We start from the raw sequence: 17,899 nt of genomic DNA, 5'->3' as shown, positions 1-17,899 counted from the left end.
TGGTTCGGGGTGCCCGATCGGGCGGTTCTTACGCGTGGTTCTGCTGGCCACTGTCGGGTGGCCAGCAGAACCTTTGTCGGGTCGGTCGTGTGCTCAGCGCAGCCACGGGTTCTTCTTGACGAAGCCGAGGTTCGCCCAGATTTTGCCGAAGCCCCAGATGTTGCCGGCGGCGATGATGGCCAGCCAGATCAGCACGAGGGCGTAGACGATGTGGTAGTCGAGGATGGGGTTGGTGGACATGGTGGGCTCGCCGGCGTCGGTGAACCGGGCCAGCGGCCACTCGGCCGCCCACATGAGGAGCATCATCAGCGTGCCGGACACCGCGGCGATGCGCAGGCCGACGCCGAACAGCAACGCGATGCCCACGCCGGCCAGGCCGAGCATGAACAGCCAGTCTGCCCAGCCGTCACCGGCCCAGCCGCGGAACATCGCGGCGAACGGGCCGTGGTCGAGGTTGCCGAGGAAACCCTTGGTCGGCGAGCCGCCGTTGACCCACGCCCGCTCGGCGGTGGTGGCGTAGCCCCAACCGAAGGTCTTGTCGAGGAACGCCCACGCGAACACCAGCCCCATGACGATCCGCACTACGGCCGCGAACGGTGCCGCGGCGCCCGGCCTGGTCGCGGTGGCCGGTGTCCCGCCGGTGTCACGTTGCACCGGAATGTTCTCGTGCTCCTGCGAGTGGTCCTTGATGGACATCACTTACCTCCTTTTCCGCTTGGGTTCGGTCTCAGTCTCGGCGCGCGTGGCCGCGCGGTCTGGAGTCCAAGGTCCTTCGTGCCAGCAGCGTTGGTCCCTGGTTGATGGCCCGCTCCGCCGCGACGCTGGTGTGGTGACCGAGAACAGGCCGTTCGCCGCTGTGCGCGAAACCCATATCGGCGTGGTGTTCCTCGTCGGGGACCGGGTGTACAAGCTGAAGAAGCCGGTGAACCTGGGATTCCTGGACTTCAGCACGCCGGAGCTGCGCCGCGCCGCGTGCCACCGTGAGGTCGAGCTGAACCGGCGGCTCACGCCCGACGTCTACCTCGGCGTCGCCACTGTGTCCGATGTGGACGACGCGCCCGGTGAGCCGCTGGTCGTGATGCGGCGCATGCCCGACGACCGCAGGCTCAGTACGCTGGTCCGGGCCGGTGTCCCGCTGTCCGACGAGATCATCCGGCTGGCACGCGTGCTCGCGGCGTTCCACGCCGGCGCCGAACGCGGGCCGCACATCGACGCCGAAGGCACCTGCGAGGCCCTGTCCGATCGCTGGGAAGCGAGCTTCGCCCAGGTCTACGAGGTGGGCGCCGGCGTCGTCTCCGACGAGTCGCGGGCCGAGATCGTCCGGCGGACAAGGGAGTTCCTCGCCGGCCGGGAGGCGCTGTTCGCGTCGCGGATCGCCGAGGGCCGGATCGTCGACGGGCACGGCGACCTGCTCGCCGACGACATCTTCGTGCTCGACGACGGGCCCAGGGTGCTGGACTGCATCGAGTTCGACGACCGCCTGCGCCGGCTCGACGGCCTCGACGACATCGCCTTTCTTGCGATGGACCTGGAACGGCTCGGCGCCCCGGAGCTCGGCGAGCTGCTACTCGACCGGTACGCGGAATACTCCGGGGATCCGGCGCCCGCGGCACTGCGTGCGCACTACGTCGCCTACCGGGCGTTCGTCCGGGTGAAGGTCGCCTGCCTGCGCCACGCCCAGGGCGACGCCTCGGCCGCCGAGGAAGCCTGCGTGTACGCCGACATCGCGGTACGGCACTTGCGGCGTGGCGAGGTCCGGCTCGTGCTGGTCGGCGGGCTGCCGGGCAGCGGCAAGACCACGATCGCCGGGCTGGTCGCCGACGAGCTCGGCGCGGTGCTGCTGTCCAGTGACCGGCTGCGCAAGGAACTCGCCGGCCTCGACCCCGAGCGGCACGCAACCGCCCCCTACCGGTCCGGGATTTACGCGCGGGAGCACACCGAGCGCACGTACACCGAGCTGCTCCGGCGAGCGGGTGAACTGCTGGAGCGGGGCGAGTCGGTCGTGCTGGACGCGTCATGGTCGGGTGCCGGGGAACGCGAGCTGGCCAGGAAAGTGGCGGAGCGGACGTACAGCACGTTCGTGTCCCTGCGCTGCACCGCACCCGCTGCGGTCACCGAGACCCGGCTGCGCACACGAACCGGATCGCTGTCGGACGCCGACCCGACGATCGCGCACGCCATGGCGGCAGACGCGGCGTCCTGGCCCCAGGCCGTCGACATCGACACCTCGGGCACGCCGGCGGCAGCGCTCACCGAGGCGTTGCGGATGGTCCGGCCGCGTTAGCCCGGCCGTTTCGCAGCAGGTTGTCGAGCCGGCACACGGTCGGCGGGTCCAGCCTCGGCGGGGGCTTCTTCGGCCCCGCGGTGACCGGTGGCTCACCGGGTGGCTCGCGCCCTTCGGCCGCGGTCAGACCGAGCATGTCGAGGAGTTCCGCCAGATCCTTCGCGTCACGGGCGTGGCCGGCGACCGTGCGTGCGGCATGGTGCCGCTGCCACGCGGGCGATGTCGACGTGATGTCGTAGTCGGCTGCCATGCCTCCACGATCGACCGGTGGGGCTGGGTTGGACAGCGACGAAAGTCCTTGCCGGCATGGCCTTTCGACCGCTTCGGCGGGCGTGCCGAGCGCGCACCATGGCGGCATGACGATCATGCGAGAACTCTTCCAGGAGCGGTACTACGAGCGGTACGCCGACCACGCGGTGGCCCTGGGCCGCTACGTCACCTATCTCGCGGGCAGGGACGTGCTCGACCCGGCCGCGCAGACCACGACGGCGTGACGCCATGCGTGCGAAGCAGGCTGTCGAGTTGCCGGAACCGATCCTGACCGTGCGGGGCGACTTCGGTGAGGGGCTGGCGGAGCTGGTCGCCAATAAGCTGGTGGCCATCGCAAGGCACGCGCACGAGCCCGTGCTCGCGATTCGTGTCGAACTGGACCGGCATGCCGATCCAGCGGTCACCCGCCCGGTGGCCGCGCGGGTGAACGTCGACTTCAACGGCAGGCAGGTGCACGCGGCCGCGACGCGCCGAACCGCGCGCGACGCCGTGGCCGAGACGGTCGACCGGGTGATCCGGCAGATGGACGACCGGCCGCACGTGCGGCGCTGGCGCCGGGGGAGACGCCGGCACCGGTGACCACGGCCGTTCCCTGTCCGGTGTGGATGGTGCATGCGAGGTGCCGCCGGATCCGTGTCCGGCGGCACCCTTTCTCGGGATCAGACGGCGAGGTGGGTCGGCTGGTGCGTGATCGCTTCGATGTCGGCGGCCGTTGCCTCCAGCAGTTGGTGTGCCAGGTCGGCCAGTGCGCGGGCGACGGCGAGCTCGTCGCCGATCTCGGGGACGCCTGTGTCCGCCGGGTTCAGCCGTGCGATGCCGACGCCGACCAGGCCGGTCTCGTCGCGGTTGTGCAGCCGGGCCCTGGCGCGGGTCCGTTCCTCGTGCTCGTCGATGTGGATGTCGATCGTCCAGTGCTTGGCTTCCGTCACGTCGTCCTCCTCGGTCGGGTCTCCGATGTTCTGATCGTCGAAGCAGTGGGTGGCTGTCCGGCACCGGCGAGTTTCCCTTTCTCACCATGACGTTCGGCGGCCACGTCGGGGGCCTTTGGTCCCTCCCGCGCGGGCGTTGGTGCTCTGTGCCGGCACCGCCGGACCGGCTTTCCTTGAATCGAAGCCGAAGGAGGAGGCCGTGGTGGACAAGATGACCGTCGCGTCGGTGATGACGACGAACGTGGTGACCGCCTTGCCGGACACGCCGTTCCGGGAACTCGTCTTGGCGATGGCGGACAACGAGGTCAGTGCGCTACCGGTGATCGACGGCGATGGCCGGCCGATCGGCGTGGTGTCCGAGGCGGATCTGCTCGCCAAACAGGAGTTCCGCGGTGGCCAGGACGAGTTGCCCCACGGCGACCGTGCCGGCCGCGATCGGTGGTACCGGGCCCTGGGGCACAACGCGGCCGAGGTGATGACCACCCCGGTGCGGGCGGTACACGCTGACGAGCCGGTGAGCGACGCGGCACGGCAGCTGGCGAAGGCCGGCATCCGGAGGCTGTTCGTCACCGACCGGGACGGCCGGCTCATCGGCGTGGTGTCGCGGCGCGACCTGCTGGGGGTGTACCTGTGCGGCGACGAGGAGTTGCGTGCCCGGACCGCGGAGCTGCTTCTGTTGGCCGGTATCGCACCTGGTGCCGTGGATGTCCGGGTCGATGCGGGGGTGGTCACTGTGGACGGTGAGGTCGTCAGGCCGGGCTTGGCCGACGCGGCCGTTCGGCTGGTGCGGGCGCTGCCCGGTGTGGTCGGTGTCCGCGACAACGTCCGCCGCCCGGTCGGCGAGGCGGTGTGGACCGGGTTCAAGCCTTGAGAAAGGAGAGCGTGATGTGGGAACCCACCGTTGAGTCCGTGATGACCAAGGAGGTCGTCACCGCGCGACCGGGGACGACGTTCAAGGAGTTGGTCGCGCTGATGAGTGAGCACCGCGTGAGCGGGCTGCCTGTGGTGGACGAGGCGGGCCGGCCGGTCGGTGTGGTGTCGGAGGCCGACACGCTCGTCAAGCAGGAGCACCGCGGCGGCGGGGAGACCCGGCCGTGGTTCGGCCGCCAGCGGCGTGCGCGGTGGCGCAAGGCAACAGGCCGCACCGCCGGTGACCTGATGACCGCCCCGGCCGTCACCATCGGCACGGACGCCACCGTGACCGCGGCCGCGCGGGTGCTGGCGGAGAAGAACATCCGCCGGCTCTGCGTGGTCGACGCCGACGGCATGCTGGCCGGTGTCATCGCCCGCCGCGACGTGATCGGCATGTTCCTCCGCGACGACGCTGAGATCCGGGCGGACATCGAGGAGCGGGTGTTCAAGAAGGGCATGTGGTTGTTCCCGGGCAGCCTGACCGTCGAGGTCGTCGACGGTGTGGCCACTGTGGACGGTTCAGTGGAGCGCCGGACGACCGCGCAGATCGCCGGCAAGCTCACGCAGGCGATCCCGGGCGTCGTCGCCGTGCGCAACAACGTGCGCTACCAGATGGACGACACGGTCACCAGTCCACTGTGACGCACACGAAGATGCCCCGGACCCGCGGGTTCGGGGCATCTTCGGTTACGACGGTCACATGGTCCGTGCCATCAGGTGGGCGAGGTCGAGCGTGCGGTTGGCGTAGCCCCATTCGTTGTCGTACCAGCCGAACACCTTGACGACATCGCCTTCCACCTTGGTGAGAGGCGCGTCGAGGATGCACGAGGCCGGGTCGCCGATGATGTCGCGGGACACGATCGGGTCCTCGGTGTAGCGCAGGATCGACTTGAGCCGGCCGTTCGCCGCGTCGGCGAACGCGCGGTTGACCTGGTCCGGGGTGACGCCCTCGGTGGCGATCTGCACGGTGAGGTCGGTGAGTGAGCCGTTCTCCACCGGCACCCGCACGGCGATGCCGTCGAGCCGGCCCGCCAGTTCCGGCAGCACCTCGCCGACCGCGGCTGCCGCGCCCGTGCTGGTCGGGATCAGGTTCACCGCGGCGGAACGGGCCCGGCGCGGATCCTTGTGCGGTCCGTCGAGCAGGTTCTGGTCGTTGGTGTAGCTGTGGATCGTGGTCATGACACCGTTCACCACACCGAACGCGTGGTGAAGGACCCAGAGCATCGGGGCGAGGCAGTTCGTGGTGCACGACGCGTTCGACACCACGTGATGGGTGGCCGGGTCGTAGGCCTCCTCGTTGACGCCCAGGACGATGGTCGCGTCCACCTTCTTGCCGGGCGCGGTGATGATGACCTTGCGGGCGCCCGCGGTCAGGTGGGCGCCCGCGGCCTCGCGGGTACGGAACTTGCCGGTCGACTCGAACACGAGATCCACGCCAAGGTCCCGCCACGGTAGCGCGGCCGGGTCACGCTCGCTGGTGACCAGGACGCTCTGCCCGTTCACGGAGATGGCGTTGTCGCCGGCGTACACCGGGACGTGCCATGTCCCGTAGGTGGAGTCGTGCTTCAGGAGGTTCGCGAGCGTCGCGGCATCGGTGATGTCGTTGACGGCGACGATCTCGATGCCCAGCTCGCCGTGGTCGAGCCGGTCGATGGCGGCACGCGTCAGGTCCCGACCGATGCGGCCGAAACCGTTGATGCCGACGCGGATTGTCATGATCTCACCTCTTGTCCGTGCCTGGCGGATGCCCTCACGGTCGTTCGTTCCGCACCGCCGCGGCAGGGCTCAAGTTCCTTTCCGTGAGCGACGTTGGGCCTGCCAGACGGGGACCTCGGTCTCTCCCGGAGCCCACCGTTCGCGCCGGAGCATGGTTACTGCCCACTCGGATTTCGGGAAAGGACGAGCGATGTATGCCAAACCGGGTGACTGGCTGATCGTCGAGATCGCCGGAACCGACCATGCTGCCAGGCGCGCGATGATCGAGGAGGTCAACGCTCCTGACGGCGCGCCGCCGTTCAAGGTGCGGTGGCTGGACACCGACCGTGAGGGGCTGGTGTTCCCCGGCCCGGACGCCCGTGTCGTGACTCAGGACGAGCTAGACGAACTCGACGCGCGGATGGCCAGCCGGTCTGCCGGCTTCCGGCCACGCACGCACACGCGGGGGACGCCATGACCACCTCACCCCCATCACGGGCCCTGCGGCTGGACCGGCTGCTGCGGCCCGGCAGGAACCCGCTGGCTCGCGGCGTCGACCGGTTCGAGAGCACGGCCGTGATCCTGTTCGTCATGCTCGCGCTCCTGCTGGTGCCGGTCATGCTGACGCTCGGCTCGCTGACCTACGCGAGCCTCGCCGAACAGGGCGAGCAGCAGGCCCAGACACGACACGAGACAGTCGCGGTCCTCGCCAAGGACGCGCCGAAGACGACCGTCGGTAGCCGCGGTGAGGTCGTCGGCGGGAGCTCGAAGGTGGCGGCCCGGTGGCAGCTGCCCGACGGGACCACCCACACCGGCCCGGTCGAAGCCGACGACGGTCTGAAGGCCGGCGCCGAGGTCCCAGTCTGGCTCGACGAGTCCGGCAAGCCCGTGGATCCGCCTATGTCCACTATGGATGTTGTGGGGGCGGGTGTGCTGGTGGCCACGCTCGGCTGGCTCGCGTCCGTCGGGCTGCTCGCACTCGGCTGCTGGGGCCTGCACCGCCTACTTGACCGGCGCCGGTACAGCGCCTGGGCGACCGAATGGGCCCGGGTCGAGCAGGACTGGCACAACCAGAGCCGCTGAGCGGAGCGAGCATCGCTTCAGAGCGGGACCAAATGCCCTGCCAGCAAGGGAGCGACGACGCTCCCGACACCGGCACCCGGCGGGTCACGCTGGATCCCTGGCCCACGAATCGGGTCCGCACCTTCAGGAGACATCTCATGAGCACCACCGATGCGGTCATCGACCAGGCGTTGCGGGCGGCGATCCGGGCGCCCTCGGTGCACAACACGCAGCCGTGGCAGTTCGTGGTCGCACCGCCGTTCGTCGAGCTGCACCTCGACCGGGACCGGGTGCTGCCGGTGGCCGACCCGGCGGCGCGAGAGGCCAGGATGTCCTGCGGCGCCGCACTGTTCAACCTGCGGCTCGCGATCCAGGCCTCCGGTCGCGGGGTGGTGTTCGATCTCCTACCCGACCCGCACCGCCCCGACTTCCTTGCCGTGCTGCGCGTGACCGGCGCCTGGACGGCGACCCCGGAGCAGACGACGCTCGTGCACGCCATCGCGCACTGGGCGAGCAACCGCCGGCCGTTCTCCGACCGGGCCGTCCCGCCTGCCCACCGCAACGCGCTGGTGCGTGCCGCCGAGGGCGAGAGAGCACACCTGGTCCTGCTGGACACGCCCAAGATGCTCGACACGTTCGCCACGTTGCTGCGTCGCGCCGACCACGTCCAGGAGGAGGACCCGGACTTCCAGCGTGAGCTGCGGGAGTGGACCGACCGCAACCCCGGCGAGGACGGGGTGCCGCGCTCCGCGGGCGGCCCACGGCCTACCGGCGGAACACTCCTCACCCCGCGCCAGTACCCACCAGAGTCCACTATGGAGCGTCCGTTCGAGCAGGATCCCCTCGTCGCCATGCTGACGACGCAGGGCGACACCCCGAGCGACCACCTGCGTGCCGGGCTCGCATTGCAGCGGGTGCTGCTGACCGCGACCGTCATCGGGTTGAGCGCGTCGTTCCTGTCCCAGCCGGTCGAGGTGCCGCCCACGCGTGCAGCACTGCGCACGTTGCTGGACGCGCCGGGACAGCCGCAGACAGTACTGCGCATCGGCTACGGCCACCCGGTGTCGCAGACACCCCGCCGGCCGGTCAGCGCCGTCACCACGAACCGGACAGGAGCACCGTCATGACCGGGTGGACGCAAGGAGAGAAGCACCTGATCGCCGCGGCCGCGGCGGCGGCGCCGTCGGTGCACAACACGCAGCCGTGGATGCTGGAGTTCCACGACGAGTACGTGTCGCTGTACGAGCGGCTGGACCGGGCACTGCCGCGCCACGATCCGCTCGGTCGTGACCGGCTCATCTCCTGCGGCGCCGCGCTCGAGCACGTGCTTCTCGCGATGCGGGTGCTCGGCTGGGTGCCGGACGTCGAGCTGCGGCACGACCGCACACACCCGGACGAAGTCGCTCGAATCTCTGCCGTGGGCCGCGCTGAACCGTCCGATGTGGAGTTAGATCGTCACCGTGCGATCACCGCGCGGCGCAGCCACCGCAAGCCGTTCGCGGCCCGTCGCCTCGACGGCGACATGCGGCGAGTACTCCTCGGCGTGCGCGGGATCGACGGTGTCGGACTGCGTGTCGTGTCCGAGCCGGCGGAGATCGCGGCGCTGGCCCGGCTGCTGAACCACAGTGCGCTCGTGCTGCGTGCCGACTGCGCCTATCAGCGTGAGCTGGCCGCGTGGACCGCGCCGGTCCGGCAACCGCTGCCGGGTGCCGGGGTGTCGTCGGCGACGCGTCGTGTCTCGACGCTGCCGTGGGCCGGCCTGGTCCGGCGCACGACGGCGATACCCGACATCGGGTTCCTCGCCGACCGGCTGAGTCGCGAGTTCCTCCTGCTGGTCGAGACCCCGGACGACGGCCGGCTCGACCACGTCCGGGCCGGCATGGCCGCCGAGCAGACGTGGCTGACCACCGTGGCCGCCGGTCTCGCCGGCTCGCTGCTCACCCAACCCTTCCAACTGCACGAGGTCCGCGCCGGACTCATGGAAGCCCTGACACTCGGCGGGTTCCCACAGCTCCTGCTCCGCTTCGGCCACCCATGAGGAGATGACCATGAACATCAACGAAGACATGCAACCTTCTGAGTGGAGCTTGCGGAGCGAACATCCGGTCGTGGTCGGTGCGGACGGTTCGGAGTCCGCGCTGCACGCGGTCCGCTGGGCCGCACACGAGGCCGAGCGCCGCAACACACCGCTGCGGCTCGTGCACGTCTGCCATCTGGCCCCGGTCCGGCATCCACGCCAGATCGCGCCGCCGCCGGAGTACCGGACCGCGGTCCTCGATCAGGGCCGGCACTGGCTGACCGAGGCGAGCGAGACCGCGCGCCGTATCGTGCCCGGCCTGCCGGTGATCACCGACCTGCACGCCGGCATCGCCGCCGACGTGTTGATCGCCGAGTCGCGGACCGCGCAGCTGATGGTGCTCGGCTCCCGAGGCCTGGGAGGGTTCACATCTCTGCTCGTCGGTTCCGTCGCGGTGGCGCTGTCCGCGCACGGGCACTGCCCGGTCGTGGTCATGCACTCGTCCACACGCGACGGTGCGCCGCCCGCGGACGGCCCGGTCGTGGTCGGCGTCGACGGTTCCGAACTGAGCGACGCCGCACTCCTGTTCGCGTTCGAGGCCGCGGCCGCACGAGGTGTCCCGCTTGTCGCCGTGCACACCTGGCAGGACGTGAACATGGCCGGCGCCTGGACGATGCTGCCCGGCACAGTCGACTGGGACTGGCTCCAGGACCAGGAAGAGGACCGGCTCGCCGAGCGGATCTCCCTGTGGCGGGACAAGTTCCCCCAAGTCGAGGTCCGGGCGGTAGTGAAACGGGACCGGCCCCAGCGCGCACTGCTCGAGCACGCTGCCGGCGCACAACTGATCGTCGTCGGCTCCCGCGGGCGCGGCGCCTTCACCGGCATGGGGCTCGGCTCGGTCAGCCAGACCCTGCTGCACCACGCCGAATGCCCCGTAGTCGTGGCACGAACGGAACAGACATGAACACGGAGTTAGGCATCGTCGTCGCTGGCGTGTCGACCATTTACGGTCGGGCCGTGGTCCGCTGGGCGGCCGCCGAGGCACACGCCCGGCACGCCGAACTGCGGCTCGTGACCGCCCAGCCGGCGGCGGCCGTCCCCGACCGCTACCTCCCGAACGACGTCGCGACCGCGCACCGGGCCGCCGCCGTGCGGTTGCTCGCGGACCTGGCGGGCGAGATGGCGACCGGCTGGCCCGGCGTCATCGTCACTACCGACCTGGCTACCGGCCCGCCCGCCGCGGTCCTGCGTGCCGCGGCGGAGGAAGCGGACCTGCTGGTCGTCGGTGCGGACGACGCCAGCCCCTTCACCGAAGCCATCAGCGGGTCGGTGCCGGGTGACCTGTTGACGACGTCGCCCTGCCCGCTCGCGGTGGTGCCGCGGCGGGAGTGGACAGCATCAACGGCACTGCCAGCGTCCGCCCCCGTCGTGGTGGCACTCGACGAGTCCACGATCTCGCACGCCGCACTCGCCTACGGGTACGCCGCAGCGGCCAGGACCGGCCGGCCGCTGACCGTCGTGCGCTGCGTCACCGCTGGGAGTTTCGACCAGGCCGCCGCGACCGCGCAGGCCCGGCTGCTCATCGCGTTCGGCGAGCTGTACCCGGACGTCGCGGTCTCGACCGAGGTCGAGCCGGGCGACCCGCGGCACGTGCTCGTCGCCGCGTCCCGCCGGGCGGCGCTGCTGGTGCTCGGCTCGCGAGGCCGCGGCCGTCTCGCGTCCAGCCTGTTCGGTTCGGTGAGCCGCGACCTCATTCGGCGTAGCGGCTGCCCGGTCGTGATCGCCCGCACCCAGCCCGCCCCTGTCGCCCTGTGCTCATAAGGAGAAACCATGTCATCGCACCGCAAACCCGTCGTCGTCGGCGTCGACGGCTCGGCCACCGCGCTCCACGCGGTCCACCGGGCCGCAGGACGCGCGAGCCGCGACGACCTGCCGCTGCGGATCGTCCACGCCTACGAACTCCCGCTCGGGTTCCCGTCCGGGGTGACGGAGGAGGAATCGGTCCTGAACGTCCTGCGCCGCGAGGGCAGGCGCTGGCTGGGCGAGGCACGTGACGTGGCGACCACGGTCGTGCCCGGACTCGAGGTGGACACCGAACTGGCTGCCATGCCCGCGACGACCGGGTTGCTGCGCGAGTCCGAGAACGCGTCGGCGCTCTTCCTCGGCAACCGAGGGCACACCGCCCTCACCGGTCTCCTGGTGGGCTCCACCGCGCTCGCGCTGGCCAGCCACGCGAACTGCCCGGTGGTGCTGATACGCAACGGCTCTGACAATGGCTCCGACGGGTCTCCCCGCACCGGACCGGTCGTGGTCGGGGTGGACGGCACACAGGCCAGCGAGGCGGCCGTCGCATTCGCGTTTGCCGAGGCGTCGGCCGAAGACGTCACGCTGGTCGCACTGCACGCCTATGCCGAGTCGGTGTTCGAGACCTCGCTCGTCGGCGACGACGCGGTGCTGGACTGGCAACGGCAGCGCGCGGCCGCCGAGGCGGCACTCGGGGAAAGACTCGCCGGCTGGCAGGAGAAGTACCCGCAGGTCCGGGTCGAGCGGGAGGTAGTGCACGACCGGCCGACCCGGGCGCTGCGCCGCTGTGCGCAGACGGCACGCCTCGTGGTCGTCGGCCGACGGGGTCGTGGCGGGTTCCGCGATCTCGTTCTCGGCTCCACGAGCCAGCAACTGCTGCACTACGCCACCTGCCCCGTCGCTGTGGTGCGCACGGAAGTCACCGAGTAGCAAGGAGAATCGGCCATGCGAGCGAGAGACATCATGAGCCGGCCGGTGGTCAGCGTCGACACACGGAGCACTGTCCGGGACGCCGTCACGGTCCTCACCGAGCATGGCTTCGCGGCCGTGCCCGTGGTCGACGAGGGTGACCGGGTCGTCGGGATCTTCAGCGAGTCCGACGGCCTGCGGGCGGGGCACCGCCGCGAGGATCCGGTGACGAGCGCCATGACCAGCTCTGTCGAGGTGGCCGCCCCGGACACGGACATCGCGACGATCGCCGAACGCATGCTCGCCCAGCGCTTGCGGTCACTGCCGGTCGTCGAGGAGGGGTTGCTGGTCGGCATCGTCGCCCGCCGCGACCTGCTGCGCACCATGATCCGCGCGGACGACGTGATCACCGCGAACGTCCGCGGCCTGCTCGACCAGTACGCCGGAAGCCGTAGGCACTGGGAGGTGACCGTGGCCGACGGCCAGGTGACCGTCACGGGAGATTTCGCCGACACCGCCGAGAGGTCGCTCGTCGCCGCGCTCGTCCGAACGGTCGGGGGAGTCTCTGCGGTCACCCTCGGGGTGGACGTGCCGGCCCGCATCGGCTGGGACGACTGACAGTGGCACGTCTCGGCACGATTTCATTGCCTACCAGCAGTCGCTCCCGAACGGGTGGGGAAGCGCGGTCAGTCAGGTGCGGGCGGTCGCCGGCACGAGGATGACCGGTACGCGGGCATGTCGCAGGCACGCGGCCGTGACGCGGCCGAACAGGAACTCGGTCGTCCGGCCGTGCGGGTTGTGCCCGAGCACGAGCATGGCGGCATCTCTCGCCACCCTAGCCAGCTCGACACCCGGCTCACCCCGCCGTTGCAACTCGGCGATCTTGGGTGCGTTCGGCACCGCCGTCCGCACCGCGGCCACAGCCTCGTGCAGTCGGCTGCCGGTCCGCTCCGGCGGTGTCATGCCGTACGGTGCCGGCGCGTAGGACGTGCCGGGGACGAGGTGGGCCTGCGGCCGTACCTCGACCGCGGTCACCGTGCGGTGCTCAACCGCGGCGCGGCCGACCGCCCAGCGCAGCGCGGTGATGCTGGCCGCGGAACCGTCGACCCCGACGACGATGGTGCCGGTCATGTCGGTCACCTCCTGGCGGGCGCCGGCACGAAGGCGAGTGCTTCGTCCAGTTCGACGTGCCGTTCGAACCGCAGTGCCAGCGGGGCGAGCGCGGCGCGGTACCGGCGGAGGTGGTGGTCGCAGAACGCCAGCTCGCCACCACTGCGCAGGACGACGAGCGCGGTGGCTCGGGCCGGGCAGCGGTCGCAGCGGTCGGTCGCGGTGAACAGCGCGACGGTGCGTACCTCGGTGGCGGTCATGGCGGCCCCTCCTGTCGGGAAGCTTCTGTCATCACTCTCCGGCGCGGAGGGGTGTCTCGCATACGGTCGTTGGCCGCCGATGTCCGGGACCTTCGGCCCGGTGTGTCCACTGTGGTCTCCGAGAGCGACCAAAGTCCCTCGCGCACGGGACCTACGCCAGCGGCCACCCGACCGATCTGTGACTAGTTTCGTTGAAGGACAAGGACATCGAGAGGGGATCGGTCATGACGCGCACCACGGGACATCCGGTCGTGGTCGGGGTGGACGGGTCGCCGTCCGCGCTCCGCGCGGTCCGCTGGGCCGCAGAGGAGGCCGAGCGGCGAGGACTGGAGCTCAAGCTGGTCCACGTGTACTCCACGCCGGTCGGGCTGCCCGGGGGGATCATCGAGCCGGCCGCTGTCCGCGACGCGTTGCGTACCCAGGGGCGACGCTGGCTGAGCGAGGCGCGGGCGGTTGCCGCCGAGGTGTCGGCCGACCTGCGTCCTGGCATCGTGCTGGAGGCCGCGGACATCGTGCCGGTGCTGGTCAAGGAGTCGCTGGCCGCCTCGCTCCTGGTGCTCGGCACCCGGGGTCTCGGCGGGTTCGCCGGGCTGCTGATCGGCTCGACCGCGGTGACGCTGGCCGGGCGGGCACACTGCCCGCTGGTCGTCGTCCGCGGCGAGGACGATCGGTCGCACGGTCCCGTGGTGGTCGGTGTGGACGGGCTGCCGAACAGCGAGGCCGCTGTCGAGTTCGCGTTCGCCGAGGCATCCCTGCACGGCGCGGACCTCGTCGCCGTGCACACCTGGGCCGAACCGGTGGCCGACACGCTGCTGCTCGGGCACCCCGAGCCACCCGACTTCGAGCCCGCCCAGCAACACGCCTACCAGACCCTTGCTGAGCGGCTGGCCGGCTGGCGGGAGAAGTACCCCGACGTGCACGTCACCCGCGAGGTCGTGCGGGACCACCCGTCCCGGGCGCTGCTGCGGTACGCCGAAGGTGCGCGGCTCGTGGTCGTCGGCACCCGCGGCCGCGGCGGGTTCCGTGGACTGGTGCTCGGCTCGACCGGCCAGCACCTCCTGCACCACGCGCCGTGCCCCGTCGCCATCGTGCGGACCGAGCCGGACATGTAGGACACGCGATGTCCGGGACACAGACCAGGCCTGTCGTGGTGGGCGTCGACGAGACGGCCGCCGCGCTCAGGGCCGTCCGGTGGGCGGCCACGCAGGCCGGCCGTCGCGGCACCGGCCTGCGGCTGGTGCATGCCGTCGGGACAGATGGGGATGGGGAGGCAGAGGCTTTGCGGGCGGCCGAGGCCGTCGCCGGTATGCCCGTGACGGTGGCGACGGATGTGGTCTCCGCTGCCGAGTTGCTGGTGCGCGAGTCGGCCGGTGCGTCGCTGGTGGTGCTGGGCACGCGCGGGCATGGTGGCTTCTCCGGCCGGATGATTGGCGCCACCGTGACCACGCTCGCTGCCCGGGGCCGGTGCCCGATGGTGGTCCTGGGCGGCACTGACGAGCCCGCGGCGGGGCCGGTGGTCGTTGGGGTCGACGGCACGCAGACCAGTGACGCGGCGGTCGCCTTCGCCTTCCGTGAGGCTGCGCTCCGCGGGACGGACCTGCTCGCCGTGCATGGCTGGACGCCACCCGTTTCCTACGGCACCGCCGCGCTCGGCTACGACCGGGCAGACGACGTGGCGGAGGTCGTTGCCGCGAGGCTCACGGGCTGGCGTGAGCGTTACCCAGAGGTTCCCGTGACCCGCGAAGTCGTGCCGGACACCCCCGGCAGGGTGCTGCTGGATCGCGCGTCGGGCGCCCAACTGGTCGTTGTGGGCAGCCGTCGACGCGTCGGGTATCGCGGTCTCGTCCTGCGTTCCACGGGTCAGTACCTGCTCGACCGGGCGCCGTGCCCGGTCGCCGTGGTGCGTAGTGACCACGGCGACTAGCCGGGAATCTACTGTGGACAGAAAGTTGCCGTGGCGGGTGGCGGTCGTGGCCGCGCTGGCGGTCGCGACGCTGGTGGGTCCCGTCGCACCGTGGGCTTGGCTCGCCGCCACTGTCGCCGGGCTCGGCTACTCGGTGTCGATGGTGGTGGCCGATCTGCGGGCGCGCCGGTTCGGCACCGACGTGCTGGCCACCGTCAGCCTGGCCGGCACACTCGTGGTGGGGGAGTATCTTGCCGGGGCGTTGATCGCGTTGATGCTGGGGACCGGTCAGGCGTTGGAGGGCTATGCGCAGCGGCGCGCGCACCGCGACCTGGATGCGTTGCTTGCCCGTGCGCCGCGTACCGCCCGGGTGCGCCGTGCCGGCTCGGTGATCGCGGTGCCTGTCGGCGAGGTCGCCGTCGGGGACGTCGTGGTGGTGCGTTCCGGCGAGGTCGTGCCGGTCGACGGCCGGCTGCTCGAGCCTGGCTCCTTTGACGAGTCCACGCTGACGGGCGAGCCGCTGCCCGTGGCCAGGGAGGTGGATGCGGTCGTGCGCGGCGGTGTGTGCAATGCGGGCGCGGTCGTGATGATGCGGGCCGTGCGCACGGCGGAGCGGAGCGCCTATGCGGGTGTCGTGCGGTTGGCGGAGCAGGCGGTGGCCGGCGCCGCGCCGGTGGCGCGGCTCGCCGACCGGTTCGCGGTGGTGCTGGTGCCGGTCGCGCTCGCGGTGGCCGGCGTCGCTTGGTGGTGGGCGGGGGATCCGGTGCGTGCGGTGGCCGTGCTGGTGACCGCGACTCCGTGCCCGCTGCTGCTCGCCGTGCCGGTCGCGATCGTGAGCGGCATGTCCGCGGCGTCCCGGCGTGGTGTCGTGGTCAAGGACGGCGCGGTGCTCGAGCGGCTCGGCCGGGTGCGGACGGCGATCCTGGACAAGACCGGGACAGTCACCCTCGGCACGCCGGCGGTCACCGAGGTCCTCGTCGCGCCCGGCATGACCGCGGACCGGGCGCTCGAACTGGCCGCCGCCGTCGAGCGCGAATCCCCGCACGTCCTCGCCACGGCGGTGGTGACCGCGGCCCGCCGCGCACACGTGCCGGTTGCCGCCGCCACGGCAGTGCGTGACGAGCCGGGGCTCGGCGCCCGGGGCGTAGTCGACGGCCTGGAGGTCACCGTCGGCCGACTCGCCGCAGACAACCTGCCCGCCTGGGCACGCTCGGCGCTCCGTCGAGCCCGGCTCGACGGAGCCGGCGTGGTGTGGGTGCGCGTCGACGGGCGGCCGGTGGCGGCCCTGCTGGTGCGCGACGACCTGCGGCCGGAGGCCGCGCGCACGCTCAGCCGCCTGCGTGCGGCCGGCGTCGACCGCCTCGTCCTGGTGACCGGCGACCGCCGCGAGGTTGCCGAGGACGTGGCCCGCGTGCTCGGCCTCGACGAGGTGGTCGCGGACGCCCGGCCGGAGACCAAGGTCGAGTGGGTGCGGGCCGAGCAGCGCCGAGCGCCGACGATGGCGGTCGGCGACGGCGTCAACGACGCGCCCGCACTCGCGGCAGCGGATGTCGGTGTGGCGGTCGCCGCTTGGGGCGCCACGGCGACTTCGCAGGTCGCGGACGCGGTGCTCACCGACGAGGGCATCGACCGCCTCGCGGACGCCGTCGAGACCGCGCGTCGGGCGCGTGGGATCGCCGTGCAGAGCGCCGCGCTGGGGGTCGGGTTGTCGGTCGTGGCCATGATCGCGGCGGCCGGCGGGTTACTCATGCCCGCCGCCGGGGCACTGGTGCAGGAGCTGATCGACGTGCTCGCTGTCGGCAATGCCCTCCGTGCGCTGCGGGGCAACGCCCGCGCGGACGTGCCGCTGACGGCCCGCCGGCTCATCACCCGGTTCCGCGCCGAGCATGCCGACCTCGCCGACGCGCGTGCCGCGGTGCGTGGCGCCGCCGACGCGCTGTCCTCGGGGCTCACCGCGGAGGCAGACGCGCGGGTCCGGGTGGCGCACCGGGTGCTCGTGGACCGGATCCTGCCGCACGAGCGCGCGGAGGAGCACGAGTTGTACCCGGCGGTGGCGCCGATGGTCGGCGGGCGGGACGGAATCGCGCCGATGAGCCGTGGCCACGCTGAAATCGAGCTACTGGTCGCACGGCTCGGGCGGCACGTCACCGGCGCCCTGGCACCCGACCAGGTCGACGACCTCCGGGCAACCCTTTACGGCCTCGACGCCGTGCTGACGCTGCACTTCGCACAGGAGGAACAGGACTACTTCGCGCTCGCCGACCGCGAACGCTGAGCCGTATCCGGTTCCATGAGAGACCACGAGTTGCCGGCGGTGCCCTTCGCGGCATGACTGCCCGATGTCCGGTGTGGGCAGTGTCGAAAGTCCCGCTCGGTAGGGACCAGTCGCTCTGTGCGCGGTGGTTGCCCGGGGGTTCGCTGGAAGTGTGGTACCCGAGGGAAAGGAGCACAGATGACAAGTCTGATGCCGCGTTCGTTCTTCCCGGACGTCGTCCGGCTGCTGGAGGGTTGGCCGTTCGGTGACCACCACGCGGTGCGGATCGAGGACTACCGCGAGGACGGGAAGTACGTCCTGCGTGCCGAACTGCCCGGCATGGACCCGGATATTGCGCGTCGTTGATCTTGCACATGGTTGCGACGTTCCCGATGAGGTTGGTTTGGGTGTGAAGTAGCCCCGCTCGGCCTGGCCGGGCGGGGCTGTTGGTGGTCAGGCTGGCGTGGCTGTGGTTATCGTGTCGCGGGTTG

General features: G+C 71.4%; 23 protein-coding genes. 17 read left to right on the top strand and 6 right to left on the bottom strand.

The genetic code is table 11. The features are described from left to right. Nucleotides 1-93 precede the first annotated feature (93 nt). Entirely contained in the window at nt 94-696 is a 603-nt protein-coding gene (locus tag GEV28_RS00590; protein ID WP_291407396.1) for a hypothetical protein, read from the bottom strand. A gap of 133 nt (nt 697-829) precedes the next feature. Here GEV28_RS00590 and GEV28_RS00585 point away from each other — a divergent pair, with 133 nt between their 5' ends. Next, the gene (locus tag GEV28_RS00585) at nt 830-2,284 is read left to right on the top strand and encodes a bifunctional aminoglycoside phosphotransferase/ATP-binding protein (protein WP_291407394.1); all 1,455 of its coding nucleotides are present in this window, start codon (nt 830-832) and stop codon (nt 2,282-2,284) included. On the opposite strand, the gene GEV28_RS00580 is transcribed toward GEV28_RS00585, so the two are convergent. Continuing rightward, nucleotides 2,250-2,534, bottom strand: a complete 285-nt coding sequence (locus GEV28_RS00580) for a hypothetical protein (protein WP_291407392.1) — start codon at nt 2,532-2,534, stop codon at nt 2,250-2,252. The genes GEV28_RS00585 and GEV28_RS00580 overlap by 35 nt on opposite strands. A gap of 106 nt (nt 2,535-2,640) precedes the next feature. Here GEV28_RS00580 and GEV28_RS00575 point away from each other — a divergent pair, with 106 nt between their 5' ends. Together GEV28_RS00575 and GEV28_RS00570 are read left to right on the top strand one after the other, a co-directional pair. Next, a complete protein-coding gene (locus GEV28_RS00575; RefSeq protein WP_291407390.1) occupies nt 2,641-2,778 on the top strand; it encodes a hypothetical protein in 138 nt (45 codons plus the stop codon). Nucleotides 2,779-2,806: 28 nt separating this feature from the next. Next, entirely contained in the window at nt 2,807-3,133 is a 327-nt protein-coding gene (locus GEV28_RS00570; protein WP_291407388.1) for a hypothetical protein, read from the top strand. An 80-nt stretch (nt 3,134-3,213) separates the two neighbouring features. On the opposite strand, the gene GEV28_RS00565 is transcribed toward GEV28_RS00570, so the two are convergent. Beyond that, entirely contained in the window at nt 3,214-3,483 is a 270-nt protein-coding gene (locus GEV28_RS00565) for a DUF1876 domain-containing protein (protein WP_291407386.1), read from the bottom strand. Between the two features lie 199 nt (nt 3,484-3,682). Between GEV28_RS00565 and GEV28_RS00560 the strand changes: the two genes are divergently transcribed. Further along, nucleotides 3,683-4,354, top strand: a complete 672-nt coding sequence (locus GEV28_RS00560; RefSeq protein ID WP_291407384.1) for a CBS domain-containing protein — start codon at nt 3,683-3,685, stop codon at nt 4,352-4,354. Between the two features lie 14 nt (nt 4,355-4,368). Beyond that, entirely contained in the window at nt 4,369-5,037 is a 669-nt protein-coding gene (locus GEV28_RS00555) for a CBS domain-containing protein (RefSeq protein ID WP_291407381.1), read from the top strand. Between the two features lie 54 nt (nt 5,038-5,091). Here the strand turns inward: GEV28_RS00555 and gap are convergent, their stop codons facing one another. Then, on the bottom strand, nt 5,092-6,111 hold the full coding sequence (gene gap / locus GEV28_RS00550) for a type I glyceraldehyde-3-phosphate dehydrogenase (protein ID WP_291407379.1): 1,020 nt from the start codon (nt 6,109-6,111) through the stop codon (nt 5,092-5,094). A gap of 190 nt (nt 6,112-6,301) precedes the next feature. Between gap and GEV28_RS00545 the strand changes: the two genes are divergently transcribed. The 8 genes from GEV28_RS00545 (at nt 6,302) to GEV28_RS00510 (ending at nt 12,499) form a co-directional block, all read left to right on the top strand. After that, the gene (locus GEV28_RS00545) at nt 6,302-6,568 is read left to right on the top strand and encodes a DUF1918 domain-containing protein (RefSeq protein ID WP_291407377.1); all 267 of its coding nucleotides are present in this window, start codon (nt 6,302-6,304) and stop codon (nt 6,566-6,568) included. Beyond that, on the top strand, nt 6,565-7,173 hold the full coding sequence (locus tag GEV28_RS00540; RefSeq protein ID WP_291407374.1) for a hypothetical protein: 609 nt from the start codon (nt 6,565-6,567) through the stop codon (nt 7,171-7,173). Before GEV28_RS00545 ends, GEV28_RS00540 begins: the two co-directional genes overlap by 4 nt. Nucleotides 7,174-7,310: 137 nt before the next feature. Beyond that, nucleotides 7,311-8,279 carry a nitroreductase family protein gene (locus GEV28_RS00535; RefSeq protein ID WP_291407372.1) on the top strand — a complete coding sequence of 323 codons (969 nt, stop codon included), beginning with the start codon at nt 7,311-7,313 and terminating at the stop codon, nt 8,277-8,279. After that, on the top strand, nt 8,276-9,190 hold the full coding sequence (locus tag GEV28_RS00530; protein WP_291407370.1) for a hypothetical protein: 915 nt from the start codon (nt 8,276-8,278) through the stop codon (nt 9,188-9,190). Before GEV28_RS00535 ends, GEV28_RS00530 begins: the two co-directional genes overlap by 4 nt. Before the next feature lie 10 nt (nt 9,191-9,200). Continuing rightward, a complete protein-coding gene (locus GEV28_RS00525; protein WP_291407368.1) occupies nt 9,201-10,133 on the top strand; it encodes a universal stress protein in 933 nt (310 codons plus the stop codon). After that, the gene (locus GEV28_RS00520; protein ID WP_291407366.1) at nt 10,130-10,990 is read left to right on the top strand and encodes a universal stress protein; all 861 of its coding nucleotides are present in this window, start codon (nt 10,130-10,132) and stop codon (nt 10,988-10,990) included. Before GEV28_RS00525 ends, GEV28_RS00520 begins: the two co-directional genes overlap by 4 nt. A gap of 9 nt (nt 10,991-10,999) precedes the next feature. Then, nucleotides 11,000-11,902: a universal stress protein gene (locus tag GEV28_RS00515; RefSeq protein ID WP_291407364.1), complete on the top strand. Its 903-nt coding sequence runs from the start codon at nt 11,000-11,002 to the stop codon at nt 11,900-11,902. A 15-nt stretch (nt 11,903-11,917) separates the two neighbouring features. After that, nucleotides 11,918-12,499: a CBS domain-containing protein gene (locus GEV28_RS00510; RefSeq protein ID WP_291407362.1), complete on the top strand. Its 582-nt coding sequence runs from the start codon at nt 11,918-11,920 to the stop codon at nt 12,497-12,499. A 72-nt stretch (nt 12,500-12,571) separates the two neighbouring features. On the opposite strand, the gene GEV28_RS00505 is transcribed toward GEV28_RS00510, so the two are convergent. Together GEV28_RS00505 and GEV28_RS00500 are read right to left on the bottom strand one after the other, a co-directional pair. Beyond that, a complete protein-coding gene (locus tag GEV28_RS00505) occupies nt 12,572-13,012 on the bottom strand; it encodes a universal stress protein (RefSeq protein WP_291407361.1) in 441 nt (146 codons plus the stop codon). A 5-nt stretch (nt 13,013-13,017) separates the two neighbouring features. Beyond that, on the bottom strand, nt 13,018-13,251 hold the full coding sequence (locus GEV28_RS00500) for a hypothetical protein (RefSeq protein WP_291407359.1): 234 nt from the start codon (nt 13,249-13,251) through the stop codon (nt 13,018-13,020). Between the two features lie 224 nt (nt 13,252-13,475). On the opposite strand from GEV28_RS00500, the gene GEV28_RS00495 reads away from it, so the two are divergent. From GEV28_RS00495 to GEV28_RS00480, 4 genes are all read left to right on the top strand, one after another. Next, complete coding sequence (locus GEV28_RS00495; protein ID WP_291407358.1) at nt 13,476-14,363, top strand: universal stress protein; 888 nt, start codon at nt 13,476-13,478, stop codon at nt 14,361-14,363. Nucleotides 14,364-14,398: 35 nt separating this feature from the next. Then, nucleotides 14,399-15,175, top strand: a complete 777-nt coding sequence (locus tag GEV28_RS00490) for a universal stress protein (RefSeq protein ID WP_291407355.1) — start codon at nt 14,399-14,401, stop codon at nt 15,173-15,175. Between the two features lie 13 nt (nt 15,176-15,188). Beyond that, nucleotides 15,189-17,429, top strand: a complete 2,241-nt coding sequence (locus tag GEV28_RS00485; protein ID WP_367114996.1) for a heavy metal translocating P-type ATPase — start codon at nt 15,189-15,191, stop codon at nt 17,427-17,429. 177 nt (nt 17,430-17,606) lie between these two features. Continuing rightward, nucleotides 17,607-17,774, top strand: a complete 168-nt coding sequence (locus GEV28_RS00480) for a hypothetical protein (RefSeq protein ID WP_291407353.1) — start codon at nt 17,607-17,609, stop codon at nt 17,772-17,774. The last annotated feature ends 125 nt before the right edge of the window (nt 17,775-17,899 follow it).

Source organism: Actinophytocola sp. (assembly GCF_009379765.1).
In the GTDB taxonomy this organism is placed as follows: Bacteria; Actinomycetota; Actinomycetes; order Mycobacteriales; family Pseudonocardiaceae; genus Actinophytocola.
Note: the sequence above shows the minus strand (reverse complement) of the source record. Positions and strands in the feature narration are given on the sequence as shown.